The organism is Pantoea septica (genome assembly GCF_002095575.1).
GTDB classification, from domain to species: Bacteria; Pseudomonadota; Gammaproteobacteria; order Enterobacterales; family Enterobacteriaceae; genus Pantoea; species Pantoea septica.
This window is the reverse complement of the sequence record NZ_MLJJ01000004.1, coordinates 25,350-50,294: the sequence shown is the minus strand read 5'-3', so window position 1 is coordinate 50,294 and position 24,945 is coordinate 25,350. Positions and strand designations below refer to the sequence as shown.

Here is a 24,945-nt window from a genome sequence, read left to right as displayed (position 1 = left end):
CAATTAGCCACCGCGCTTCTGCTGATCCAACACCTGCTTCAGCTCCTGCGGCCCCTGATAGCCCGGGATCATCATGCCGGAGTCGGTCAGGATCGCCGGAGTGCCCTGGATGCCGTAAAGAATGCCCAGCTTGTAGTGCTGATCGAGATCGATTTTGCAGCTGTCCGGCGCGCTCATCTGCGGCGCGTTGCCCTTCATCGCTTCGTCGAACGCTTTGTTGCGATCGGCGGCGCACCAGATCGCCTTCATGGCGTTTTCCACCTGGCCGTGCAGCCCTTCGCGCGGGAAGGCGAGATAGCGCACCGTAATGCCCAGCGCGTTGTAGTCGGCCATCTGCTCATGCAGCTTGCGGCAGTAGCCGCAGGTGATGTCGGTGAAAACGGTAATGACGTGCTGCTCTTTCGCCGCTTTATAGACGATCATCTGCGGTGCCAGCGCCTCGACCTTTTTGTCGAGCAGCTGGTTGGTGACGTTGACCGGCTGCGCGCCGCTAACGTCGTAGAGCGGCCCCTGAATCATGTGCTTGCCGTCTTCGGTAACGTAAATTACGCCGCTTTCCGTCAGCACGGTTTTAAATCCCGGCAGGGGCGACGGCACGATTTCCGTCTGCTTCAGTCCCAGCTTTTTCAGCGACTGCAGGATCGCGCCGTCATCGGCCTGAGCTACGCTGCTAAAGGCGCCAGCCAACAGGGCCAGCAGGAGAAATTTCTTCATCTTCTTTCCTTAATGTCCGCGTCAGGCGCGCGGATGATGCTGTTGATGCAACTGACGCAGCCGCTCGGTCGCGACGTGCGTATAAATTTGCGTGGTAGAGAGATCGCTGTGTCCCAGCAACATCTGTACGACACGCAGGTCGGCGCCGTGGTTCAACAAATGGGTGGCGAAGGCGTGCCGCAGCACGTGCGGCGACAGTTTTTCGCTGTCGATGCCCGCCAGCACGGCGTAGTGCTTGATGCGGTGCCAAAACGTCTGGCGCGTCATCTGCTGCGCACGGCTGCTGGGAAACAGCACGTCCAGCGTCTGCCCGTTGAGCAGCCAGGGGCGGCCGTGTTCCAGGTAGTGCTCCAGCCAGTAAACGGCCTCTTCGCCCAGCGGCACCAGACGCTCTTTATTGCCTTTGCCGATGACGCGCACCACGCCCTGGCGCAGGCTGACGTCGCTCAGGGTCAGGCCGACCAGTTCAGAGACGCGCAGACCGGTGGCATAGAGCAGCTCCAGCATCGCCTTGTCGCGCAGCTCCAGCGGAATATCGGCGCTGGGCGCCTGCAGCAGCCGTTCCACCTGCGCTTCGCTGAGATCTTTCGGCAGCCGCTGCGGCAGTTTCGGCGCGGCCAGCAGCGTGCTGGGATCGTCGCTGCGCAGCTTCTCACGGTAGAGATACTGAAAAATGCGGCGCATGGCGCTGAGCAGCCGCGCCGAACTGCTGGCTTTATAGCCGCCCTCCAGCCGTTCGGCGAGAAACTGCTGCAAATCCTCGGCCTGCAGCGTCAGCAGCGTCAGCCCGCGATGCGTCAGCCAGTCGGTCAGAGTTTTTAAGTCCTGACGATACGAAGACAAGGTATTTTGCGCCAGATTGCGTTCAATCCAGAGCGCATCCAGAAACTGTTCTGTCAGATCGCTGTCTTGCACGGTATCCCCGCCTTGAGGTGAAATCGTGCTCATTATGCCTGAATCCGCCCTGCTTCTGATACAATTGCGCCAAAGTCAGTCTTAATCCGAGCATTATCTGCATGAAAATTGGTCTTTTTTACGGCTCAAGCACCTGCTATACCGAAATGGCCGCTGAGAAAATCCGCGACTTTATCGGCGCTGAGCTGGTCACGCTGCACAACGTGAAAGATGACGATCCGCTGCTGATGGAGCAGTACGACCTGCTGATTTTAGGCATCCCTACCTGGGATTTCGGCGAGCTGCAGGAAGACTGGGAAGCGATCTGGCCGCAGCTGCCGACGCTCAACCTACGCGGAAAAATCGTCGCGCTCTACGGCATGGGCGATCAGCTTGGCTATGGCGAATGGTTTCTCGACGCGCTGGGCATGCTGCATGAGCTGCTGCAGCCGATGGGCGTGAAGTTTGTCGGCTACTGGCCGCTGGAAGGTTATGAATTTACCAGCCCGCGTCCCCTTAGCGCCGACGGCACGCAGTTCGTCGGCCTGGCGCTGGACGACGTGAATCAGTTCGACGTCACCGACGAACGTATCGAACAGTGGTGCGAGCAGATCCTGACCGAGACCGCCGCGCTACTGTAGCGCCCGTCCTATTGCCTCTCGGCGCGGCAGAGCAAACGGGCGCGCAGCTGACGCCACCGCGCGCGCGGCATCATATCCTGCATCAGCCAGAGCCTGCGCGTCTCTCCTCTCTCGCTGCGCAACACCAGCAGCGCCGCGCCCGGCAGCCAGCGTATCGGTCCGCTGATGCGCCAGCGCGCGCCCTGCCAGCGCCAGCTGTCGTCGCTTTTATGCTGCAGCATGCCGCGCCGCTGCGCCAGTTGGCGCTGCTGCCGCCCATTCTCGCGCAGCATCAGCAGCAAAAGCGGGATTTTAATCAGCCAGAACGCGGCGGGCAGCGGCGCGCTCGCCACGATCAATAGCGCGCAAGACGCCAGCGCGCCGTGCAGCAGGCGCGCCTGGCGCGACGGCCGCAGCTTACAGTGCCACGGGGCCGCGTTCACGGTTGCGCTGCTGGATCAGCTGAACGATGCGCTTCAGCTCCGGGTCGGCCGGTTCGCCGTGATTCATCATCCAGTTGAAGAGATCGGGATCGTCCGCCTTAAGCAGCGCGACGAAAGCCGTTTTGTCGCTGTCGCTGAGGCTGTCATATTCATATTTGAAGAAAGGCATAATAGCGACATCCAGCTCCAGCATGCCGCGGCGGCAGGCCCAGTGAATGCGCGATTTATCATGAATATCCATGTGTGTGATTTCCGCATTTCAGACAGGCGGCTAGTGTAACCTGGTTTTCTCACGCCTGCAGGCACCCGTTGCGGGGCTGTGCGACGCGCCGCGCGCGTCGGCCTGGCGTTGCCGCGCCGGCTCGCGATTTGTGCGCCCGATTCCGTAAACCTGTTGCAAAGCCAGTGCGCTCTTTTAACATTGGGTTCAGGATTCACCTTTTAATCAGGACAGCCAATGCCTATTTTCAGCTTACCTCCGCGCCAGCCCGTGGCCGCCTCTCGCCTGCCGTTAACCCTGATGTCGCTGGACGGCTGGGCGCTGGTCTCGGTGCAGGGCGCCGACAGCACCTCTTATCTGCAAGGCCAGCTCACGCTGGACGTCGCCGCGCTGGGCGCGGATCAGCATCGCCCGGCGGCGCACTGCGACGCGAAAGGCAAGATGTGGAGCAACCTGCGCCTGTTCCATCGCGGCGAAGGTTACGCCTATCTGGTGCGCCGCGAACTGCGCGACACGCAGCTGACGGAACTGAAAAAATATGCGGTGTTTTCGAAAGTGACGCTGGCGCCGGACGACGACGCGGTGCTGCTCGGCGTGGCGGGGTTCCAGGCGCGCGCGGCGCTGACCAGCCTGTTCGACGCCCTGCCGGACGGCGATCATCCGGTGGTGCAGCAGGCGGAGAGCACGCTGCTGTGGTTCCCGACGCCCGCGGAGCGTTTCCTGATCGTGACCACGCGCGAGCAGGCGCAGGCGCTGCAGCAGAAGCTGGCCGACGACGCGCAGCTGAACGACAGCGCGCAGTGGCTGGCGCTCGATATCGAAGCGGGCATCCCGGTCATCGAGCCGGCGACCGCCGCGCAGCTGATTCCGCAGGCCGCTAACCTGCAGGCGCTTGACGCCATCAGCTTCAAAAAAGGCTGCTATACCGGCCAGGAGATGGTGGCGCGCGCCAAATTTCGCGGCGCTAACAAGCGCGCCCTTTACTGGCTTGCCGGTCAGGCGAGCCGGGTACCCGCGGCGAACGATTCGCTGGAGCTGCAGATGGGCGAGCGCTGGCGCCGCACCGGCACGGTGCTGGCCGCCGTTCAGCTCGACGATGGCGAAGTGTGGGTGCAGGTCGTGATGAACAACGATCTGGAAGCGGACAGCGTACTGCGCGTCGAGGGCGATGAAGGTGGACGGCTGCTGATTAAGCCGCTGCCCTATTCGCTGGAGGAGTAATGCCCGGCCGCGCCCGGCTCCCGCCGTCAGGGTGCCGGGCGCGCCAGATTAGGTCACGTAAAAGTAGATGGCGCAAAAGTGGCAGGCGCTGCCGCCCAGCACAAAGGCGTGCCAGATAGCGTGGTTATAGGGGATACGCCGCGCCACGTAGAAAATGACGCCGAGCGAATAGATAATGCCGCCGGCCGCCAGCAGCCAGACGCCGCCCGGCGAAAGCGTTAGCGCCAGCTGATAGATCACCACCAGCGACAGCCAGCCCATACAGAGATAGGTCACCAGCGACAGCGCCTTGAAGCGGTGCGCGATGGTGAGCTTAAAGATAATGCCCGCCAGCGCCAGCCCCCAGATCACCGCCATCATCCCATGCGCCAGCGGCGACTTCAGCCCCACCAGCAGAAAAGGCGTATAGGTGCCGGCGATCAGCAGATAGATGGCGCAGTGATCGAGCTTTTTCAGCCAGCGTTTGGCGCGCTGGTGGGGAATAGCGTGATAGAGCGTAGAGGCGAGAAACAGCAGTATCATGCTGCCGCCATAGAGGCTGTAGCTGGTGATGGCGATAGCGTTAGCGCCCGCTTCGGTCGCCTGCGCCAGCAGCAGCACCAGACCGACAATGCCGAACAGGCAGCCGAGACCGTGGCTGACGCTGTTGGCGATCTCCTCAGCGAGCGAGTAGCCCTGAAGGGCTAAGCGATTTTTCATGATGGCGCGTTCCTCAACGTCGTGATGGGTGCGGATTTTCTGACCTCCAGCATAGCCAGGAATATTTTGAGAGTACACGTGTACGCCAAAATTAATCTGTGAATGCGTGTTACCGTCTGCGCAGCGCGCAAATCTGCTACACTGCGCGCAGTTTCGTTTTTTATGAGCGCGCCCGCAGATGTTCTCTCATCACGATCTTGCCAGCCTGAATGACCTCGAGATGCAGGTTTATCACGACATCATTAAACACCCGGAAAGCGTCAGCTATATGACCATCCGCGAGCTGGCGGAACGGGCGGGCGTTTCGACCACCACCGTGCTGCGTTTCTGCCGCAAGATGCAGTGCGACGGCTGGTCGGAATTTCGCATTCGTTTCCGACTGGCGCAGCAGCAGGCGCAGCCCGCGCAGGCGAGCGTCGGCGTCAGCGAAATGCTGAGCTTTTTCAAAAGTATTAATAACGACGAATTCAGCGAGCTTATTTCCCGCGCCGCGCAGATGATTAATCGCGCCGACCAGCTTTTCTTTATCGGCGCCGGCACCTCGGGCAGCCTGGCGAAATATGGCGCGCGCTTTTTTTCTAACGTCGGGAAATTCAGCCACTCTATCGACGATCCCTATTATCCCGTCAGCGGAAACGTGGATGAAAATACGCTGGCGATATTGCTCTCCGTCTCCGGCGAAACGCCGGAAATATTGCGCCTTGCCAGCCAGTTCAGCCTGCGGCGCTGTCAGATCATGGCGATAACCCACTCAGAGAGCAGCTCGCTGGCGAAAATGAGCGATTTTACTCTCGCCTATCATGTGCCGGTAATCCGCCTGAGCGACAATTCCGACATCACGACGCAGGTGCCGGTTATGTATATTCTCGAAGCTATCGGCCGCCTGCTGAATAAATAAAACAGGCTGTTTTACCGGCGTAACATATTACTCTGGCGTGCCGGTGTTATAGCGTGACTTCCTTTTTCGCTTTGCTACACTCGCGGCAAGATCTATTTCGCTGAGAGGGACGTATGCATAACGAATCAGGCTTTCCGCAACACTTTTTATGGGGCGGCGCGGTGGCGGCGCATCAGGTCGAGGGCGGCTGGGATCAGGGCGGCAAAGGCGTCAGCATCGCCGACGTGTTGACCGGCGGCTCGCACGGCGTCAGCCGCGTTATCACCGACGGCGTGCAGCCGGGGAAGCACTATCCCAACCATCAGGGCGTGGAGTTCTATTCGCGCTACAAAGAGGACGTCGCGCTGTTTGCCGAGATGGGCTTTAAATGTTTTCGTACCTCTATCGCCTGGACGCGCATCTTCCCTGAGGGCGACGAGCAGGAGCCGAACGAGGCGGGCCTGCAGTTTTACGACGATCTGTTCGACGAACTGCTGAAGTATGGCATCGAGCCGGTTATCACCCTCTCCCACTTCGAAATGCCCTATCATCTGGTGAAACAGTATGGCGGCTGGCGCAGCCGCAAAGTGGTGGATTTCTTCGTGCGCTTTAGCGACGTGGTGATGCGCCGCTATCAGCATAAAGTGAAGTACTGGATGACCTTTAACGAGATCAACAACCAGCGCAACTGGCAGTATCCGCTGTTTGGCTACTGCTGCTCCGGCGTGGTGTTCACCGATCATGAGAAGCCGGAAGAGGTAATGTATCAGGTGATGCATCACCAGTTTGTCGCCAGCGCCAAAGTGGTTAGCCTCGGCCACGCCATCAATCCCGATTTCCAGATCGGCTGCATGATCGCCATGGTGCCGATTTACCCCTACTCCTGCCATCCTGACGACGTGATGCTGGCGCAGGAAGCGATGCACCAGCGCTATGTCTTTAGCGACGTGCAGATGCGCGGCGCCTGGCCGGCCTATACCCTGAAAGAGTGGGCGCGCAAAGGCTATCAGATTCAGATGGATGCGGACGACGCCGAGACGCTGCGCAACGGCTGCGCCGATTACGTCGGATTTAGCTACTACATGAGCAACGCGGTAAAACATGACGCCAGCGGCGTTGACGATCCCATTACCGGCTTTGACGGCGTGGTAAAAAATCCGCACGTCGGTGCGTCGGACTGGGGCTGGCAGATCGATCCGACCGGGCTACGCTATGCGCTGAACGCGCTTTATGAGCGCTACCAGAAGCCGCTGTTCATCGTCGAAAACGGCTTTGGCGCTATCGACAAACCGAATGAGAACGGCGTGATTGAGGATGACTACCGCATTGACTACCTGCGCGCGCATATCGCCGAGATGAAAAAAGCGGTGGCGCACGACGGCGTCGAGCTGATGGGCTATACGCCGTGGGGCTGCATCGACTGCGTCTCGTTTACTACCGGTCAGTATGACAAGCGCTACGGCTTTATCCACGTCAATAAAAACGACGACGGCAGCGGCGACTTCGCCCGCTCGCGCAAGAAGAGCTTCGGCTGGTATCAGCAGGTTATCGCCAGCAACGGCGAAACCCTCTGATCCTCGAGGGCCGCGCCGCAAGGGGCGCGGCCTCGCGGTTAGCGGCCGCCGGCGGCGTCGATAAAGGTGCCGGTAATATAGGACGCCGCTTCGCTCGCCAGCCAGGCAATCGCTTCAGCAATCTCTTCCGCTTCTCCGCCGCGCCCCATCGGGATGACGCCCGCTGTGGCCGCCACGCGATCGACGCGTCCCGGCTCGCCGCCGTCCGCATGCATTTCGGTATAGATAAAACCGGGCCTGACGCTGTTGACGCGAATGCCCTGCGCCGCGACCTCCAGCGATAATCCTTTCGTCAGCGAATCCATCGCCCCTTTCGACGCTGCATAGTCGACATACTCTCCCGGCGCGCCAAGACGCGACGCGGCGGAAGAGACGTTGATAATCGAACCGCCCTGGCCGCCGTGCTGCGTGCCCATGCGTTTCACCGCTTCGCGGCAGCAGAGAAAGGCGCCGGTGACGTTGGTGGCGAAGACGCGCTGCAAACGATCGGCGCTGAGATCCTCAACCCGACACTGCGTAAAGAGGATGCCCGCGTTGTTGACCAGCACGCCAAGCGGCATCGCCTCCTCATCCAGCCGCTGAAACAGCGCCATAACCTGCGCCTCCTCGGCGATATCCGCCTGCACGGCAAAGGCTTCGCCGCCCTGCTCGCGGATCTGCGCCACCACCTGCTGCGCCTCGTCTGCGCGCTTCAGATAGTTAACCGCCACGCGATAGCCCTGCTGCGCCAGCTTCAGCGCCGTCGCGCGGCCAATTCCCCGGCTTGCGCCGGTCACCAGTGCCAGTGTCATCTTTTCTCCATAAAAAAGGGCCGGCTAAGCGGCCCTTGAAAACAGCGTTGCGCGGCGTTTACTGATAATCGCTCATCGGCACGCAGGAACAGAACAGGTTGCGATCGCCGAACACGTCGTCGAGGCGCTTCACCGTCGGCCAGTACTTATTGTCGCTGCCCGCCGGGAAGACCGCCAGCTCGCGGCTATAGGGATGGCTCCACTCGCCAATGATTTCGACCTGGGTATGCGGCGCGTTCACCAGCGGGTTATCGTCCGCCGGCCATTCGCCGTCGGCCACGCGATCGATCTCCATGCGGATAGAGAGCATCGCGTCGATAAAGCGATCCAGCTCGATTTTGCTCTCAGACTCGGTCGGCTCGACCATCAGGGTGCCGGCGACCGGGAAAGACATGGTGGGCGCGTGAAAGCCGTAGTCGATGAGTCGTTTAGCGATATCCAGCTCGCTGATGCCGGTCTGCTCTTTCAGCGGACGAATGTCGAGAATACATTCGTGCGCCACGCGGCCGTCGCGGCCGGCATAGAGGATCGGATAAGCCGACTGCAAACGGCTGGCGATATAGTTGGCGTTGAGTATCGCCACCTGGCTGGCGCGCTTCAGCCCCTCCGCGCCCATCATGCGGATATACATCCAGCTAATCGGCAGAATAGAGGCGCTGCCGAACGGCGCCGCCGATACTGCGCCTTGCTGCGTCAGCATCTCCTCGATCTGCACCACGCTGTGGCCCGGCACAAACGGCGCCAGGTGCGCTTTCACGCCGATCGGGCCCATGCCCGGGCCGCCGCCGCCGTGCGGGATGCAAAAGGTTTTGTGCAGGTTGAGGTGCGACACGTCCGCGCCGATATAGCCTGGCGTGGTAATGCCCACCTGCGCGTTCATGTTGGCGCCGTCGAGATAGACCTGGCCGCCGTGCTGATGCACGATCTGGCACACTTCGCGGATGGTCTCTTCATAGACGCCGTGCGTCGAGGGATAGGTCACCATAATGCAGGAGAGCTGCTCGCCCGCCTGCGCCGCTTTTTCGCGCAGGTCGCCGAGGTCGATATTGCCCTGCTTGTCGCAGGCCACCACGACCACTTCCATGCCCGCCATCTGCGCCGAAGCGGGGTTAGTGCCATGCGCGGAGCTGGGGATCAGGCAGAGGTTGCGCGCGCCTTCGTTACGGCTTTCATGATAGCGACGGATCGCCAGCAGCCCGGCGTATTCGCCCTGTGCGCCGGAGTTCGGCTGCATACAGAGCGCGTCATAACCGGTGAGCTGCACCAGCCACTGCGACAGCTGGCCAATCATCTGCAGATAGCCCGCAGCCTGCTCCGCCGGACAGAACGGGTGAAGTTCGGCGAACTCCGGCCAGGTGATGGGGATCATCTCCGCAGCGGCGTTCAGCTTCATGGTGCAGGAGCCGAGCGGGATCATCGCCTGGTTCAGAGCCAGATCCTTTTTCTCCAGGCTGTGCATGTAGCGCATCATCTCGGTTTCGCTGTGATGGCGATTAAAGACCGGATGGGTCAGGATGGCGCTCTGACGCTGCAGCGCTGCGGGAATCGCCTGGCTGTCGGCCGCAACGGCGGCGTCCAGCTTGTCGATATCCTGCCCGTGCTCGTCGCCCAGCAGAATGGCGAACAGCGCCTGCACATCTTCGCGGCGCGTGGTTTCGTCCAGCGTAATGCCGACCGCGTGATGAATATCGCTGCGCAGGTTAACGCCGAAGCTCTGCGCGCGGTTGAGCACCGCGCCTTTATCCTCCACCTCGACCGTCAGGGTGTCGAACCAGCTGCTGTGACGCAGCTTCAGCCCGCCGTTTTGCAGCCCGGCCGCCAGAATAGTCGTCAGACGATGGATGCGAGAAGCGATACGCTTCAGCCCTTTGGGGCCGTGATAAACCGCATAGAGTCCGGCGATATTGGCGAGCAGCACCTGCGAGGTGCAAATGTTGGAGTTCGCTTTCTCACGACGGATATGCTGCTCTCGCGTCTGCATCGCCATACGCAGCGCGGTATTGCCTGCGGCGTCGCGCGACACGCCGATAATGCGGCCCGGCATTGAGCGCTTATGCTCATCGCGGCTGGCGAAAAAGGCGGCGTGCGGACCGCCGTAGCCCATCGGCACGCCAAAGCGCTGCGCCGATCCGAACACGATATCCGCCCCCTGCTTGCCGGGCGCTTCCAGCATCACCAGCGCCATAAAGTCCGCGGCGACGCTGACTACGATTTTGCGGCTTTTCAGCTCGGCGATCAGCGCGCTGTAGTCGTGCGCTTCGCCGGTGGTGCCGACCTGCTGCAGCAGCACGCCGAACAGCGCGTCGTGATCCAGCGCTTTCTCGGCGCGGTCGATAATCAGCTCAAAGCCGAAGGTTTCGGCGCGGGTGCGCACCACGTCCAGCGTTTGCGGATGGATATCGTCCGCGATAAAGAATTTACCGGCGTTTTTAAGCTTGCTGACGCGCTTCGCCATCGCCATCGCTTCCGCCGCCGCCGTGGCTTCATCCAGCAGCGAGGCGGAGGCGACGTCCATGCCGGTCAGATCGAGCGTCACCTGCTGAAAGTTAAGCAGCGCCTCCAGGCGGCCCTGCGACACTTCCGGCTGATAGGGGGTATAGGCGGTGTACCAGCCCGGGTTTTCCAGCATATTGCGCAGGATCACCGGCGGCGTGATCACCGCGCTATAGCCCATGCCGATCCAGGATTTGTAACGCTGATTTTGACCGGCGATCGCCTTGAGCTCGGCCAGCGCCTGCTGCTCGGTCGCCGCATCGCCGACGGCGGGCGGGCCAGGCAGCTGGATGTCGGCCGGCACAATGGTGCCGATCAGCGCGTCCAGCGAGCTGGCGCCGATCGCCTCCAGCATCAAAGCCTGTTGTTCCGGCGAGGGACCGATATGGCGTTCAATAAAGGCGCCGTTATGTTCGAGCTGGCTCAAAGTCTGGGTCATTTGCAGTCAATCCTGAATCGGGCTGGAGTACAGAGAAAGCAAGGGATAAAAGCGGCCAGCGAGGTCTGGCCGCCCTGTCGCTTATTCGTCGATGGAGGCTTTATAGGCGTCCGCGTCCAGCAGCGAATCGAGCTCGGATTCGTCGCTGGGTTTGATTCTGAACAGCCAACCGGCTGCGTAGGGCTCGCTGTTGACCAGCTCCGGCGCGTCGCCGAGCGCGTCATTGACGGCGACGACCTCGCCGCTGACGGGCGCGTAGATATCGGACGCGGCTTTGACCGATTCCGCGACGGCGCATTCGTCGCCGGCTGAGTAGCTGTTGCCGACATCCGGCAGATCGACAAAGACCATGTCGCCCAACAGCTCCTGAGCGTGCTCGGTAATGCCGACGGTAAAGGTGCCGTCCGCTTCCTTACGCACCCACTCATGGCTGTCACGGTATTTCAATTCGTTTGGCACATTGCTCATCGCCCTTTCTCCTGAAAATAGATTACTGAACCGGCTTGCCGCCGCGTACAAAAACAGGTTTGGTTACTTTTACCGGCATTACGCGCTGGCGGATTTCGACGATAGCGCTTTCGCCAATGCCTGCCGGCACGCGCGCCAGCGCGATGCTGTAGCCGAGCGTCGGCGAGAAAGAGCCGCTGGTGATCACGCCCTGCTGCGGCTGGCCCTGCGCGTCGGTGAAGCGCACCGGCTGGCCGCCGCGCAGCACCCCTTTCTCCGTCATGATCAGGCCAACCAGCTTGTCCGTGCCTCTTTCACGCTGCATCTCCAGCGCTTCACGCCCGATAAAATCGCGATCGGCCGGCTCCCAGCAGATCGTCCAGGCCATATTGGCCGCCAGCGGCGAGACGCCTTCGTCCATCTCCTGACCGTAAAGGTTCATGCCCGCTTCCAGACGCAGCGTGTCGCGCGCGCCCAGTCCAGCCGGTTTGACGCCCGCTGCCAGCAGACGCTGCCAGAAATCCGCTGCGGCGGCGGCTGGCAGCGCGATTTCATAGCCCGCCTCGCCGGTGTAGCCGGTGGTGGCGATAAACAGGTCGCCGGACTGCACGCCGAAAAAGGGTTTCATCCCGGCGACCGCCTCGCGCTGCTCTGCGCTGAACAGCGTCTGCGTCTTCTGCTGCGCCTGCGGCCCCTGTACGGCGATAAGCGCCAGGTCGTCGCGCTCGGTCAGCGCCACGCCATAGGCCTGAGCGTGCTTGCCGATCCACGCCAGATCTTTTTCGCGCGTCGCCGAGTTGACCACGAGGCGGAAAAAGTCTTCGGTCATAAAGTAAACAATCAAATCGTCAATGACGCCACCGGAGGCGTTCAGCATGCCGGTGTAGAGCGCTTTGCCGGGCTGCGTCAGGCGAGCGACGTCGTTCGCCAGCAGATGCCGCAGAAAGTCGCGCGTCTGCGCGCCGTGCAGATCGACGATAGTCATATGCGACACGTCGAACATGCCGGCGTCCTGACGCACGGCATGGTGTTCGTCAATTTGCGAACCGTAGTGCAGCGGCATCATCCAGCCGTGGAAGTCGACCATGCGGGCGCCGCAGGCCTGATGCTGTTCAAACAAAGGGGTTTGCTGAGTCATAACCATCCTGTCGCGAAGCGGGTAAGTTTCGGGCGGGCGTCAGCCTGCTTATCGCCCGGCGCAAACGTTCTCTTTTCCCTGACGTTATCATTGAAAAGACGATTTAACCATAAGCTGTACAGGGTCGAATTGAAGCATGCCTCTTTAGCGACGCGCAAAGATGACAGCATAATTAACTGCATTTTTGTGATTTACCACGCAGGAAAGAGGCGCATCCCGGTTATGCGCAGCAAGATAATCAGCGATGGCGCGCAAAATGTTAACAACGCACTCGTCAGACGCCGACAAGGAATAAATAAAACTAATGCGAAGAGAGGGGTGAAATTAGAATAAATCAAACGAGGCTCGCTAAAGGTGCAGCCCCGATCGCTTTTGGTGCAGAGCGACCAAAAGGCGTAAAAAAGCCAGCACAAGGCTGGCTCGACGAAAGCGACGCGAGGCTTAGCGCAGCCAGTCTGGCATATCCTGCAGCCCCATCGCCTGACGCAGCATCTTAGGTTTGACGCCGGGCAGACTGTCCGCCAGCTTCAGCCCCAGATCGCGCAGCAGCTTTTTCGCCGGATGGCTGCCGGCGAACAGCTCGCGAAAGCCTTGCATGCCCGCCAGCATCAGCGCTGCGCTGTGTTTGCGGCTGCGCTCGTAGCGACGCAAATAGAGATGCTGACCGATATCCTTGCCCTGCTGGTGCAGGCGGCGGATTTCGCCAATCAGCTCTGCGGCGTCCATAAAGCCGAGATTCACGCCCTGACCCGCCAGCGGATGAATGGTATGCGCGGCGTCGCCCACCAGCGCCAGGCGATGCGCCGCGAAATTGCGGGCGTAGCGCGCCATCAGCGGGAAGGATTTACGCTCGCTCGCCAGTTCACAGAGGCCGAGGCGCATATCGAACGCCACCGCCAGCTGCTGATTGAACAGCGCCTGCGGCATGCTCTCCAGCCGGCTCGCTTCCTGCGGCGAAAGCGACCAGACGATAGAGCTCAGGTGCGGATCCTGCATCGGCAGGAACGCCAGAATGCCGTCGCCGTGGAAAACCTGGCGCGCCACCGCATCATGCGGCTGCTCGGTGCGGATATTCGCTACCAGCGCATGGTGATCGTAATCCCAGAAGGTTAAAGGAATATCGGCTTTGTTACGCAGCCAGGAGTTGGCGCCGTCCGCGGCGATCAGCAGGCGCGCAGTCAGCATGGTGCCGTCCTGCAGGGTCACAAAGGCTTCATTTTCGCCGAACGCCACCTGCTGCAGCTGCGAAGGCGCCATAAGGGTCACGTCGCTGCAGCGGCTGGCGCGCTGCCAGAGCGCGCTGTGAATCGCCGGGTTTTCGACAATGTGTCCCAGATGGGTCAGCCCCTGCTGTTCGTCATCGAAGCTAATGGCGCCGAAACTGTCGCGATCCCACACCTCCATGCCGTGATAAGCGCTAGCGCGCCTCGCCAGAATATCGGACCAGACGTCCAGCTTCTGCAGCAGCCGCTCGCTGGCGGCGTTGATTGCCGATACGCGAATCGACGGCGCAGCGCTGGCGTCGAACTGCGGCTCCGCCGTTTTTTCCAGCACGGCGACGCGCAGCCCGCTGCCCTGCAAACCGCAGGCGACCGCCAGTCCTACCATGCCGCCGCCGGCGATAACCACATCAAAACTTTGCATCGGTGCCCCTTAGTTAACGCTTAACCCAGCCAAGCGTGCGCTCGGCCAGTTGATTACGCAGCCACGGCAGATGATCCATCGCCATCAGCCCCAGATTTCGTCCCGCCACCAGCGGCGCATAGCGATTGGCGAACAGCCGCACCAGCCCGTCGGTAATGCCTATCGTCGCCGCGCGATCGGGCTGACGTCGCTGCTGATAGCGATGCAGCACGGCGTAGCTGCCCACATCCTGTTGCTGACGATGCGCGGCCGCGAGGGTCTCCGCCAGCGACATCACGTCGCGCAGCCCGAGGTTGAAGCCCTGTCCGGCGATCGGATGCAGCGTCTGCGCCGCATTGCCGACCAGCGCCAGCCGATGCGACATCTGCTGCCCGGCGCTTTGCAGCGCCAGCGGATAACTCTCGCGCCGGCCCGTATGGGTAAAACGCCCCAGCCGCCAGCCGAACGCGCGCTGCAGCTGCGCCAGAAATTCGTCGTCGCTCCAGCGTGCTATTTTTTCACGCGCCGAGAGCGGGTGGCACCACACCAGCGACAGGCGATTGTCCGACATCGGCAGCAGCGCCAGCGGGCCGTGCTCGGTGAAGCGCTCAAAGGCGCGTCCCTGATGCGGTAACTGAGTCGAGACGTTGGCGATCACCGCCAGCTGCTGATAATCCTCGCGCTGCCATTGAATGCCGAACGAGGCGGCGAGCGGCGAGCGAGAGCCGTCTGCGGCCACCAGCAGCGCCCCTTCTAGCTGTTCGCCGCTCTCCAGCGTCACCTGCACGCTCTCCTGATGGCGCTGCGCGTCGATGACGCGCGCCGGACAGCGTAGCGTCACGCCCGGCGCGCCTTTCAGGCGCTCGAACAGCCGCTGCCCCACATCGAAAAGCTCGACGACATAGCCGAGTGCCGGGATCTGATAGGCCCCGGCGTCCAGGGTGACGAAACCGGCATGGCCGCGATCGGAAACGTGGATGTCGGTAATGGGCGTGGCGTATTTCTCGATGCTGCGCCAGAGATCGATATCGAGCAGCTGTTGACGCGTGCCGGCGGCCAGCGCGATGGCGCGGCCGTCGTAACCTGGATGGGCGCGGCTGTCGGGCGCGCTGTTCTCAATCAGCGTCACCGGCAGCTGCCCTTGCGTGAGGTGGGAAATAGCCAGCGCCAGAGTCGCGCCGGTCATGCCGCCTCCGGCGATAATCACCGTCATGCCTGACGCGCCGCTGCCATCAGCGCCTCGATCGCGTCCGCGTCCTTGACCACGCTGTCGGTCAGGTTCTCGTTGCCCGTTTCAGTGATCAGGATGTCATCTTCAATGCGAATGCCGATGCCGCGATATTCCGCAGGCACGTCGGCATCCGGCGCGATATAGAGACCCGGCTCAACGGTCAGCACCATGCCCGGCTCCAGAATACGATCGCGCGAAGGCGTGCCGTAGTGGCCGACGTCATGCACGTCGAGGCCCAGCCAGTGGCTTAGCCCATGCATAAAGAACTGCCGGTGCGCCTCTTCGGCGATCAGCGTCTCTACCTCGCCCTGCAGAATGCCCAGTTCCACCAGGCCGCTGACCATAATGCGCACCACCTCTTCGTTGACGTCGCGAATGCTGACGCCGGGACCAAAGAGCGCCAGCGCTTTATAAAGCGAGGCGAGCACGATGTCGTAAATGGCGCGCTGCGGCGCGGAGAATGTGCCGTTGACCGGGAAGGTGCGGGTGATATCGCCGGCGTAGCCGTGAAATTCGCAGCCCGCGTCAATCAGCACCAGATCGCCGTCGCGCAGCTCGCTCTCATTTTCGGTGTAGTGCAGGATACAGCCGTTTTCGCCCGAACCGACGATGGTGTTATAGGAGGGAAAGCGCGCGCCGTGGCGGTTGAAGAGGTAGTGAATTTCGCCTTCCAGATGGTATTCGAACAGGCCGGGACGGCAGGCTTCCATCGCGCGGGTATGCGCCAGCGCGCTGATCTGCCCGGCGCGGCGCAGGATGGCGATCTCTTCCTCGTCCTTGAACAGACGCATTTCATGCACCCAGGGGCGCCAGTCGGTGAACGTCGCCGGCGCGCTGAAATTCTGACGGAAACCGCGGCGCAGCTTCTCCAGCGCCGCGAACACCAGCGCATCCGCTTGCGCGTATTCGCCCTGCGCGTGATAAACCACGTCAAGCCCGTTCAGCAGCAGGTGCAGCTGCTGGTCGATATCATCCCAGGGCAGCGCGCGATCGACGCCTAACTTTTCAGGCGCGGCATCCTGCCCCAGCCGACGGCCGAACCAGATCTCAGCGGTAAGATCCCGCACGCGATTGAACAGCACGCTGTGGTTGTGCGTTTCATCGCTTTTGATCAGCACCAGCAGCGCCTGCGGCTCGTTGAAACCGGTGAAATACAGGAAGTCGCTGTTTTGCCGGAACGGATATTCGCTGTCGTTGCTGCGGGTCACTTCCGGCGCAGCAAAGATCAAGGCGGCGCTGCCGGGGGCCATTTTCGCCAGTAGCGCCTGACGACGCTGCTGGAAAGTATCCAGAGAAATCATGTTTGCACTCCCTGTAGAAACGGGCGCGTTCGCGCCCTGAGATATCTGGCTTAGTGTAGCGTCGGTTTTTTCACTTCGGGGGCGGTAGGTTGCGGACGCGTGAAGGTGTCGTGGCACAGCAGCGCCGCCACGCGCACATATTCAATCACCTCTTCCAGCGACTGCTCCAGCTCTTCCTGGTCTTCATCTTCGTCATAGCCGAGCTGGGCGATGGTGCGCAGATCGTCAATCGCCTCGCCGGTTTCGCCGGTGACTTTCTCCAGCTTCGGCTGCGTGACGCCCAGGCCGAGCAGGAAGTGGTTAACCCAGCCCGCCAGCGCGTCGGCGCGGTCGAAGACGCTGATATCGTCGTCATCCGGCAGCATCAGCTGAAACAGGTAGCCCTCTTCTTCCAGCGTATTGGCGGTGCTGTCGTGCAGCGCCTGAAGCGGTGACGCCAGGCTCTGCGAGAAGGCCATGCCTTCGTTGGTGAGATCCTGTACCAGCGCTTTCCAGCTGGCATCCTGATTGCCGCCGCACAGAATGCCGCTGAGCAGGCCATGCATTTCAGCTGGCGTCATCCCCACGCCCTGTTGAGAGAGCGCTGAAGCCAGCGCGTTGTAATCGGGGGTTACGTTCTGTAAAGACATAAGGATTCGTCGTCGTTGGCAGAATAAGTTCGTGTTATGCTACCACTAGCTGCCTCAAGGTTTCCAGAAAAGGGGTTGTAAGTTATTTCGCGGGTCTATATAGTTGCCCGCCTCCCAAGGCATTGAGCCCAAAGGGAGCTGCGGGCGAAGTAATCAGTCAGGAAGGTGGCATGTCTGCACAACCGGTAGATATACAAATTTTTGGTCGTTCATTGAGAGTGAATTGTCCGCCTGAACAGCAAGATGCGCTGAATGCGGCTGCCGATGACCTCAATCAACGGTTGCAAGATTTAAAAGTTCGCACTAGAGTCACAAATACCGAGCAACTGGTGTTCATCGCCGCGTTAAACATTTGCCATGAACTGGCACAAGAGAAAATGAAAACGCGCGATTATGCTGCTAATATGGAACAACGCATTCGTATCCTGCAGCAGACGATTGAACAGGCTCTTGTTGAGCAAGGTCGCATAACCGACCGCCAGGGTGCGAAGTTCGAATAATACTTTATGGTTGCTGCGCAGCGGCAACGGTAAAGTCCATTTTCTCTGAGATGTTTGCAAGCGGGCCAGTCCCCTGAGCCGATATTTCATACCAACAGAGTGTGGCGCTCTGTAACCTGTGAGCATGCTCGGTTCGTCCGAGAAGCCTGATGGTTGCGACGGCACATTCACCTTGAACCAAGGGTTCAAGGGTTACAGCCTGCGGCGGCATCTCGGAGATCTCCTTCTGTTCTGCATCTGTCTTTCCCCGTTGTGAATGATATAGTCGCTTAATCAGCGACTATATCAACGGGGTTCTCGTGTCCCAGCCCTCTCTGCTCGATCGCCACCATATCCGCCAGCACGTACGCCACCTGCGCCGCGCCCTGACGCCTGAGCAGCAGGAACAAGCCGCCGCTCTGATGGCGGAACACGCCGTTAACTTCGCCCCTCTCGCCAGCGCCAGCCATATTGCGCTCTTTTTATCGGTAGACGGCGAGCTCAATACCCGTCCGCTTATCGCTAAGCTGTGGCAGCAGAAAAAGCAGGTTTATCTGCCGGTCCTGCATCCTTTCTCCGCTGGCCAGCTGCTGTTTCTGCGCTATACGCCGGAAACGCCGCTGACGCCGAATAAACTGCGGATTCCCGAGCCGCCGCTCGATATCCGCCAGCTGATTACGCTGGATCGGCTGGACGTGATGATGGTGCCGCTGGTGGCCTTCGACAGCGCCGGGCAGCGACTCGGCATGGGCGGCGGCTTTTACGACCGCACCCTGCAGAACTGGCGTCGGCACGGTTTTTTACCGGTGGGCGTGGCGCATGACTGCCAGCAGGTGGAGCGGCTGCCCGCAGAGGAATGGGATGTGCCCCTGCCCGCCGTGCTGACGCCGTCGCGCCTGTGGCAGTGGGAATAGCGGGCGTGAGTCAGGGACGGAAACAGACGGGCCGTCTGCGAAAGAGGCAGACGGCCCGGTTTCAGTAAAGCGGAATCAGTAGAGCAGACGGGCGCGAATGGTGCCCGGAATCGCCTTCATCAGCTGCAGCGCTTTGTCCGCCAGATCCTGCGGCGCATCAATATCGATTACCACGTAACCCATCATCGGCGAGGTTTGCAGGAACTGCGCAGCGATGTTGATGCCCTGTTCGGCAAAGATCTGGTTGATTGCCGTCAGCACGCCGGGACGGTTTTCATGAATGTGCAGCAGACGGCTAGCGCTGGCGCCGTGCATCGGCAGCGATACCTCCGGGAAATTGACCGCGGAGAGCGTTGAGCCGTTATCGGAATATTTAGCCAGCTTGCCCGCTACTTCGATACCGATATTCTCCTGCGCCTCCTGGGTGGATCCGCCAATGTGCGGCGTCAGGATCACGTTATCGAACTCGCACAGCGGCGAATTAAAGGGTTCGCTGTTGGTCGCCGGCTCAAGCGGGAAGACGTCGATCGCGGCGCCCGCCAGGTGTTTGCTCCCCAGCGCGTCGCACAGCGCCGGAATATCGACCACGGTGCCGCGCGAAGCGTTGATCAGCAACGCGCCCTTCTTCATCTGCGCCAGCTCCTGCGCGCCGATCATATCCTGCGTGGAGGGGGTTTCCGGCACGTGCAGGCTCACCACGTCGCTCATATTCAGCAGGTCGGCCAGGTGGCGAACCTGCGTGGCGTTGCCGAGCGGCAGTTTGTTTTCAATATCATAGAAAAAGACGTGCATGCCCAGGCTTTCAGCCAGCACGCCAAGCTGCATGCCGATATGGCCATAGCCGACGATGCCGAGCTTTTTGCCGCGCGCCTCAAACGAGCCGACAGCGTTTTTGTTCCAGATGCCGCGATGCGCTTTGGCATTCGCTTCGGGAATGCCGCGCAGCATCAGCAGCATTTCGCCGATAACCAGTTCGGCGACCGAGCGGGTATTTGAGAACGGCGCGTTGAACACTGGAATGCCGCGCGTCGCCGCCGCGTTAAGGTCGACCTGGTTAGTGCCGATGCAGAAACAGCCTACGGCGACCAGTTTTTCCGCCGCGGCGAAGATCTCTTCCGTCAGTTGGGTGCGGGAGCGGATGCCGATGAAATGCGCATCCCGAATGGAGGCTTTCAGCGCTTCGTCATCCAGCGCGCCTTTATGGAATTCGATGTTGGTATAACCCGCCGCGCGCAGGTTTTCCAGCGCGCTCTGGTGAACGCCTTCCACCAGCAGGAACTTAATCTTGTCTTTTTCCAGTGATACCTTTGCCATTTCCCCGACCCTATTGTGATTTCAACAATGGGCGCCATAAGCGCGCCTTCTGTCAAAATATCAAAATTTACGCCTGCGGCAATACAACCGATTGCCTTGCGGCCAGCACGGGGAAGCCTGTGCCCAGCACATTGCCGCACAAAATCGGGAGCTGAACCATGAACAAAGAACGAAACTGCTGTGGATGACGGTTATGTGACATAAGTCACCGAATTTAGGCAGCGAAAGAAAAGATGTTTTGCGCAGGGAAATAACCGGCGCGTTTATCGCGCCGGACAGATCATTTTTCGATGGTTTTTACGCCGTCTGGCGTGCCGATCAGGGCGATATCGGCGCCGCGCGTAGCAAACAGGCCGACGGTGACCACGCCGGGCAGCGCGTTGATGCTTTTCTCCAGCGCGACGGGATCGAGAATCGTCAGGTTATGCACGTCGAGAATAATGTTGCCGTTATCGGTGACGACATGCTGGCGATACTCCGGCAGGCCGCCGAGCTTGACCAGCTCGCGGGCGACGAAGGCGCGCGCCATCGGGATCACCTCGACCGGCAGCGGGAAATGTCCCAGCACGTCCACCTCTTTCGAGGCGTCGGCGATACAGATGAACTTGCGCGCGACGGCCGCCACGATCTTCTCGCGCGTCAGGGCCGCGCCGCCGCCTTTGATCATCTGCATCTGCGGGTTGATCTCATCCGCGCCGTCGACGTAGATCGCCAGATCGTCAATCTTATTGAGATCGAAGACCGGAATCCCGAGCGCTTTCAGCTTCAGCGTCGAAGCTTCCGAGCTGGAGACCGCGCCTTCAATCTGATGTTTCATCGTGGCGAGCGCGTCGATAAAGTGCGCGGCGGTGGAGCCGGTGCCGACGCCGACGACAGTACCCGGCTGCACATATTTCAGTGCGGCCCAGCCTACGGCTTTTTTCAGTTCATCCTGGGTCATGATATGTTTAAAACCTGTGCGACAACGAAGTGCGCGTAGTATAAAGCAACGCCCGCCGAATGTGCGCGGCTGTTTCCGCTGGCGTTATCGCTTTGGAAGCCAGCCCGCAAAAAAGGCGACGCGCGGCGCAGGGAAAGCGCCTTCGACGCGCGCCAGATGAATTTTTTGTGGCATAGTATCGTCCACCCTGAAGGAGAGAGAACAACAATGAAACGCCCCGATTATCGAACGCTTCAGGCGCTGGATGCAGTGATTCGCGAACGCGGCTTTGAGCGCGCCGCACAGAAGTTATGCATTACGCAGTCGGCCGTATCGCAGCGTATCAAGCAACTGGAGAACCTGTTCGGACAGCCGCTGCTGGTGCGCACCGTGCCGCCGCGCCCTACCGAACAGGGACAGAAGCTGCTGGCGCTGCTGCATCAGGTAGAGCTGCTGGAAGAGGAGTGGCTGAGCGACGAGAACGGCGGCACCACGCCGCTGCTGCTGTCGCTGGCGGTTAACGCCGATAGCCTGGCGACCTGGCTGCTGCCTGCGCTGAAAGATGTGCTGGCGGACTCGCCGGTGCGCCTTAATTTGCAGGTTGAAGATGAAACCCGCACGCAGGAACGGCTGCGCCGCGGCGAAGTAGTAGGCGCGGTCAGTATTCAGCCGCAGCCGCTGCCGAGCTGCCTGGTCGATCAGCTTGGCGCGCTCGACTATCTGTTCGTCGCCTCGCCGGAGTTCGCCGCGCGCTACTTTCCCAACGGCGTCACCCGTTCGGCGCTGCTCAAGGCGCCAGCGGTCGCTTTCGACCATCTCGACGATATGCACCAGGCCTTTTTACAGCAGAATTTCGATCTGTCGCCGGGCAGCGTGCCCTGCCATATCGTTAACTCTTCGGAAGCCTTTGTGCAGCTGGCGCGTCAGGGGTCGACCTGCTGTATGATCCCGCATCTGCAGATTGAGCGCGAGCTGGCGGGCGGTGAGCTGCTCGACTTGACGCCGGGCCTTTGCCAGCGCCGCATGCTCTACTGGCACCGCTTTGCGCCGGAGAGCCGCCTGATGCGCCGCGTCACCGACGCGCTGATCTCCCACGGCCATCGCGTGCTGCGTCAGGATGATTTAGCGGCCTGAGTCAGTGCGCGCCTTCAGCGAGGGGCACACTGCTCTTCGATTTGCGCCACCCGCGCTTTGACTTATTTGTTGCCTGACAAATGTCCAAAAAAAAGGGCGCTTAGCGCCCCTTTTCCATTACTGCTGCGTGCCTGCCGCATTCGGCTTGATATCGAAGACCACGTCTACCTGATCGTCGAAGTGAATGCTCTGCTGCTCGTAGGTCTGCTGCGCGGAGGTATCCGCAGCCGGGGCGGCGGCTTTATACATGCGCGCCATCGGCATCGGCTGATAGTTGGCCACGTGATAGCGAATGCTGTAAACCGGGCCAAGCTTCGCGTTAAAACCTTCCGCCAGCGCTGCGGCCTGCTGCGTCGCGTTATCAATGGCCGCCTTGCGCGCCTGTGCCTTGTAGCTGTCGGGATTGGTGACGCCCAGCTCGACCGAGCGGATCTCGTTCAGGCCGCTTTTCAGCGCGCCGTCCAGCAGCTCGTTAAGCTTATCCAGCTGACGCAGGGTCACCTGCACCTGACGCACCGCGCGGTAGCCTTTCAGCACCGACTTGCCCTCTTTGGTATAGTCATATTCCGGCTGCGTGCTGAGGTTTGCGGCATCAATATCTTTCTTCTCGATACCGTTTTTATTCAAAAAATCAAAATATTGCGCAACGCGGTCGTCGGCCTGCTTTTTCGCGTCTGCGGCGTCTTTAGAGGAGACGTTGACCACGATAGAGAGCGTGGCGATATCCGGGCGCGCATCGACGGTTGCCTGGCCGGACGTCACGACATGCGGGCCGTTCGGCAGTTCGTCGGCTAATGCGCTTAACGGCAGCGCTAAAGCGCCTGTCATGGCGACCAGCGCCAGTGCTTTCAGTTTCACGAAAGTCCTCCTTGGAATCTCTGTTTTGCTGCGGCATCAAAAGCCAGAGCCTGAACGGAATAGTATGCACTGCTAAGAGCGTGTTATACCGCAAAAGTTCGCGTTTTGCTTATCCTGTTCTGCCGCTTTAGGACAATTCAAATCAGAAATTCGCTATTCCCTGCAGCGCCAGCTGGCTGGCGATGATCCACATCACCGCGCCGACCAGCAGATTGATTGCGCGCTGCGCCCTGCCGGTGCGCAAGCGAGGCGAGAGCCAGGCCGCCATCAGCGCCAACCCGAAGAACCAGAACACCGACGCGCTGACGGTGCCCAGCGCGAACCAGCGGCGCGCCTCCTGCGTCGGCAGCTGTCCGCCCAGGCTGCCCAGCACCACGAACGTATCGATATAGACGTGGGGATTAAGCCAGGTGACCGCCAGCATGGTGGCGATAATGCGCCAGCGGCTCTGCTTAAGCTCGCTGTCGCTGGCCAGGTCGACATCGCCGCTAAAAGCGCGGCGCAGCGCATTCCAGCCGTACCACAGCAGAAAAGCCACGCCGGCCCAGGTGATTAGCATCAGCAGCAGCGGCGACTGGTGCAGCAAGGCGCTGCCGCCGAAGATGCCACCGCAGATCAGCGCGATATCGCTCAGCGTGCAGAGCGACGCCGTCATTAGATGGTACTGGCGTTTAACGCCCTGATTCATCACGAACGCATTCTGCGGCCCCAGCGGCAAAATCAGCGAGGCGCCAAGCGCAAGCCCCTGTAAATACATTGATAACACGACGTTTTCCTTACATCAGCGAGATGCAAAGGAGTATAAAGAGGCGAGGATATTAGCGGAAATTGAAAGATTTAATCTGCTATTAGGCAGATTAATAAGGACGGCGCAGGCGCCGTCCTGAGAGGCTTATTCTGCTTTCGCTTCCGCGTCAGGCTGGCTGACGCGATGCAGATGCACGTCCATTTGCGGATAGGGAATGCCGATGCCTTTCGCGTCCAGCGCGCGCTTGAAGTTCTTCAGCAGATCCCAGTAAACGTTCTGCAGATCGCCGCTGTTGCTCCAGCAGCGCACCACGAAGTTGAGCGACGAGGCGGCCAGCTCGTTAAGGCCGATCTGCACGCCCATATCCTGCAGCACGCGCGGATCGCTCTTTACCACCTCGTCCAGCAGCGCAATCACCTCATCCACGTCCGCGTCGTAGGCGACGCCGATGATGAACTCGTTACGACGCACCGGTTCGCGTGAAAAGTTAACGATGTTGCCGGCAATAATTTTACCGTTCGGCACCACGACGATTTTACCGTCCGCGCTTTTCAGCGTGGTGGAAAAGATCTGGACGTTGAGCACCGTGCCCATCACGCCGCCGAGGTCGACGAATTCGCCCGCGCGGAAAGGACGGAAGGTCACCAACAGCACGCCCGCCGCCAGGTTAGAGAGCGATCCCTGCAGCGCCAGACCGACCGCCAGACCGGCGGCGCCCAGCACGGCAATTACCGAAGCCGTCTGCACACCGACGCGCCCCAGCGCCGCGATCAGCGTAAAGGCAATAATGCCGTAGCGTACCAGCGCGGAAAGAAAATCTGCGACCGTTTTGTCGATATGGCGCGCGACCAGTACGCGGTTAATGCCTCGGGAAATAACGCGCGCAACGATCATCCCCAGGATCAGGATCACGATAGCCGCTACGATATTGACCGCGTAGCTGAGGATTAACGCCTGATTACGCACCAGCCAGCCACCGGCGTTATGAATGCCGTCTACGACGTTTAAGTCTTCCATTTGAGAGCCCTGTTGTTGAATTCCCTGCCGGGAAAGTCAAATCACAGCCAGAAAATTCCGGCAAACCAGATAACAAGGGTAATAAACATTGGAGGGATATGCCAAATTCCCGTTGAATTTGTTGTAAATTTAGGCGGAATAGCTCAACAGCGTCATAAAAAAAGGCCAGATCCGAAGATCTGGCCTTTGTTGCAAACCGCGAAGCGGA

Annotated in this window: 25 protein-coding genes and 1 other RNA gene; 8 read left to right on the top strand and 18 right to left on the bottom strand. The window is 60.4% G+C overall.

The window, feature by feature from the left end; genetic code table 11:
• Positions 1-3: 3 nt before the first annotated feature.
• Both dsbC and xerD read right to left on the bottom strand, forming a co-directional pair.
• Positions 4-714 carry a bifunctional protein-disulfide isomerase/oxidoreductase DsbC gene (dsbC, locus tag HA46_RS03120; protein WP_033752164.1) on the bottom strand — a complete coding sequence of 237 codons (711 nt, stop codon included), beginning with the start codon at positions 712-714 and terminating at the stop codon, positions 4-6.
• Between the two features lie 21 nt (positions 715-735).
• Positions 736-1,662, bottom strand: a complete 927-nt coding sequence (gene xerD / locus HA46_RS03115; RefSeq protein WP_162287534.1) for a site-specific tyrosine recombinase XerD — start codon at positions 1,660-1,662, stop codon at positions 736-738.
• Positions 1,663-1,730: 68 nt separating this feature from the next.
• Here xerD and fldB point away from each other — a divergent pair, with 68 nt between their 5' ends.
• Positions 1,731-2,249: a flavodoxin FldB gene (gene fldB / locus HA46_RS03110; RefSeq protein WP_033792096.1), complete on the top strand. Its 519-nt coding sequence runs from the start codon at positions 1,731-1,733 to the stop codon at positions 2,247-2,249.
• Between the two features lie 8 nt (positions 2,250-2,257).
• On the opposite strand, the gene HA46_RS03105 is transcribed toward fldB, so the two are convergent.
• Positions 2,258-2,671, bottom strand: a complete 414-nt coding sequence (locus HA46_RS03105) for a protein YgfX (RefSeq protein WP_033792097.1) — start codon at positions 2,669-2,671, stop codon at positions 2,258-2,260.
• Positions 2,646-2,912, bottom strand: coding sequence for an FAD assembly factor SdhE (sdhE, locus tag HA46_RS03100; RefSeq protein ID WP_033792098.1), 267 nt, complete (start codon positions 2,910-2,912; stop codon positions 2,646-2,648). Before sdhE ends, HA46_RS03105 begins: the two co-directional genes overlap by 26 nt.
• A 216-nt stretch (positions 2,913-3,128) precedes the next feature.
• Between sdhE and ygfZ the strand changes: the two genes are divergently transcribed.
• The gene (gene ygfZ / locus HA46_RS03095) at positions 3,129-4,112 is read left to right on the top strand and encodes a tRNA-modifying protein YgfZ (RefSeq protein ID WP_033752176.1); all 984 of its coding nucleotides are present in this window, start codon (positions 3,129-3,131) and stop codon (positions 4,110-4,112) included.
• A gap of 48 nt (positions 4,113-4,160) precedes the next feature.
• Here ygfZ and trhA read toward each other — a convergent pair whose 3' ends face one another.
• Complete coding sequence (gene trhA, locus HA46_RS03090) at positions 4,161-4,811, bottom strand: PAQR family membrane homeostasis protein TrhA (RefSeq protein WP_376746387.1); 651 nt, start codon at positions 4,809-4,811, stop codon at positions 4,161-4,163.
• Between the two features lie 178 nt (positions 4,812-4,989).
• On the opposite strand from trhA, the gene HA46_RS03085 reads away from it, so the two are divergent.
• Together HA46_RS03085 and HA46_RS03080 are read left to right on the top strand one after the other, a co-directional pair.
• Positions 4,990-5,709: a MurR/RpiR family transcriptional regulator gene (locus HA46_RS03085; RefSeq protein ID WP_084882138.1), complete on the top strand. Its 720-nt coding sequence runs from the start codon at positions 4,990-4,992 to the stop codon at positions 5,707-5,709.
• Positions 5,710-5,822: 113 nt separating this feature from the next.
• On the top strand, positions 5,823-7,262 hold the full coding sequence (locus HA46_RS03080; RefSeq protein WP_084882137.1) for a 6-phospho-beta-glucosidase: 1,440 nt from the start codon (positions 5,823-5,825) through the stop codon (positions 7,260-7,262).
• Between the two features lie 38 nt (positions 7,263-7,300).
• On the opposite strand, the gene HA46_RS03075 is transcribed toward HA46_RS03080, so the two are convergent.
• The 8 genes from HA46_RS03075 to HA46_RS03040 all read right to left on the bottom strand — a co-directional run bounded on the left by HA46_RS03075 (position 7,301) and on the right by HA46_RS03040 (position 17,354).
• On the bottom strand, positions 7,301-8,053 hold the full coding sequence (locus HA46_RS03075; RefSeq protein WP_084882136.1) for an SDR family oxidoreductase: 753 nt from the start codon (positions 8,051-8,053) through the stop codon (positions 7,301-7,303).
• 58 nt (positions 8,054-8,111) lie between these two features.
• A complete protein-coding gene (gene gcvP / locus HA46_RS03070) occupies positions 8,112-10,985 on the bottom strand; it encodes an aminomethyl-transferring glycine dehydrogenase (RefSeq protein ID WP_084882135.1) in 2,874 nt (957 codons plus the stop codon).
• A gap of 81 nt (positions 10,986-11,066) precedes the next feature.
• Positions 11,067-11,453 (bottom strand): glycine cleavage system protein GcvH, encoded by a 387-nt coding sequence (gcvH, locus tag HA46_RS03065; RefSeq protein ID WP_033792104.1) that lies wholly within the window; start codon positions 11,451-11,453, stop codon positions 11,067-11,069.
• A 22-nt stretch (positions 11,454-11,475) separates the two neighbouring features.
• On the bottom strand, positions 11,476-12,570 hold the full coding sequence (gene gcvT, locus HA46_RS03060; RefSeq protein ID WP_084882134.1) for a glycine cleavage system aminomethyltransferase GcvT: 1,095 nt from the start codon (positions 12,568-12,570) through the stop codon (positions 11,476-11,478).
• Positions 12,571-13,011: 441 nt separating this feature from the next.
• A complete protein-coding gene (ubiI, locus tag HA46_RS03055) occupies positions 13,012-14,214 on the bottom strand; it encodes an FAD-dependent 2-octaprenylphenol hydroxylase (protein ID WP_084882133.1) in 1,203 nt (400 codons plus the stop codon).
• A 13-nt stretch (positions 14,215-14,227) separates the two neighbouring features.
• Entirely contained in the window at positions 14,228-15,406 is a 1,179-nt protein-coding gene (gene ubiH, locus HA46_RS03050; protein WP_084882132.1) for a 2-octaprenyl-6-methoxyphenyl hydroxylase, read from the bottom strand.
• On the bottom strand, positions 15,403-16,725 hold the full coding sequence (gene pepP, locus HA46_RS03045) for a Xaa-Pro aminopeptidase (RefSeq protein WP_084882131.1): 1,323 nt from the start codon (positions 16,723-16,725) through the stop codon (positions 15,403-15,405). Before pepP ends, ubiH begins: the two co-directional genes overlap by 4 nt.
• A 50-nt stretch (positions 16,726-16,775) precedes the next feature.
• Entirely contained in the window at positions 16,776-17,354 is a 579-nt protein-coding gene (locus HA46_RS03040; RefSeq protein ID WP_033792109.1) for a YecA/YgfB family protein, read from the bottom strand.
• A gap of 170 nt (positions 17,355-17,524) precedes the next feature.
• On the opposite strand from HA46_RS03040, the gene zapA reads away from it, so the two are divergent.
• From zapA to HA46_RS03025, 3 genes are all read left to right on the top strand, one after another.
• Complete coding sequence (gene zapA / locus HA46_RS03035; RefSeq protein ID WP_033752202.1) at positions 17,525-17,854, top strand: cell division protein ZapA; 330 nt, start codon at positions 17,525-17,527, stop codon at positions 17,852-17,854.
• A 39-nt stretch (positions 17,855-17,893) separates the two neighbouring features.
• A non-coding RNA gene (gene ssrS, locus HA46_RS03030) (6S RNA) lies at positions 17,894-18,077 on the top strand.
• Between the two features lie 76 nt (positions 18,078-18,153).
• A complete protein-coding gene (locus tag HA46_RS03025) occupies positions 18,154-18,747 on the top strand; it encodes a 5-formyltetrahydrofolate cyclo-ligase (protein WP_084882130.1) in 594 nt (197 codons plus the stop codon).
• Between the two features lie 75 nt (positions 18,748-18,822).
• On the opposite strand, the gene serA is transcribed toward HA46_RS03025, so the two are convergent.
• Together serA and rpiA are read right to left on the bottom strand one after the other, a co-directional pair.
• Positions 18,823-20,061, bottom strand: coding sequence for a phosphoglycerate dehydrogenase (serA, locus tag HA46_RS03020; protein WP_033792111.1), 1,239 nt, complete (start codon positions 20,059-20,061; stop codon positions 18,823-18,825).
• A gap of 280 nt (positions 20,062-20,341) precedes the next feature.
• Complete coding sequence (gene rpiA / locus HA46_RS03015; RefSeq protein WP_084882129.1) at positions 20,342-21,001, bottom strand: ribose-5-phosphate isomerase RpiA; 660 nt, start codon at positions 20,999-21,001, stop codon at positions 20,342-20,344.
• A 207-nt stretch (positions 21,002-21,208) separates the two neighbouring features.
• On the opposite strand from rpiA, the gene HA46_RS03010 reads away from it, so the two are divergent.
• Complete coding sequence (locus tag HA46_RS03010) at positions 21,209-22,114, top strand: LysR family transcriptional regulator ArgP (protein WP_033752211.1); 906 nt, start codon at positions 21,209-21,211, stop codon at positions 22,112-22,114.
• A gap of 117 nt (positions 22,115-22,231) precedes the next feature.
• Here the strand turns inward: HA46_RS03010 and HA46_RS03005 are convergent, their stop codons facing one another.
• The 3 genes from HA46_RS03005 to mscS form a co-directional block, all read right to left on the bottom strand.
• Complete coding sequence (locus HA46_RS03005; protein WP_084882128.1) at positions 22,232-22,972, bottom strand: oxidative stress defense protein; 741 nt, start codon at positions 22,970-22,972, stop codon at positions 22,232-22,234.
• Positions 22,973-23,114: 142 nt separating this feature from the next.
• Positions 23,115-23,738 carry an arginine exporter ArgO gene (gene argO / locus HA46_RS03000; protein ID WP_033792114.1) on the bottom strand — a complete coding sequence of 208 codons (624 nt, stop codon included), beginning with the start codon at positions 23,736-23,738 and terminating at the stop codon, positions 23,115-23,117.
• 126 nt (positions 23,739-23,864) lie between these two features.
• Positions 23,865-24,737, bottom strand: a complete 873-nt coding sequence (gene mscS / locus HA46_RS02995; protein WP_033792115.1) for a small-conductance mechanosensitive channel MscS — start codon at positions 24,735-24,737, stop codon at positions 23,865-23,867.
• Between the last annotated feature and the right edge of the window lie 208 nt (positions 24,738-24,945).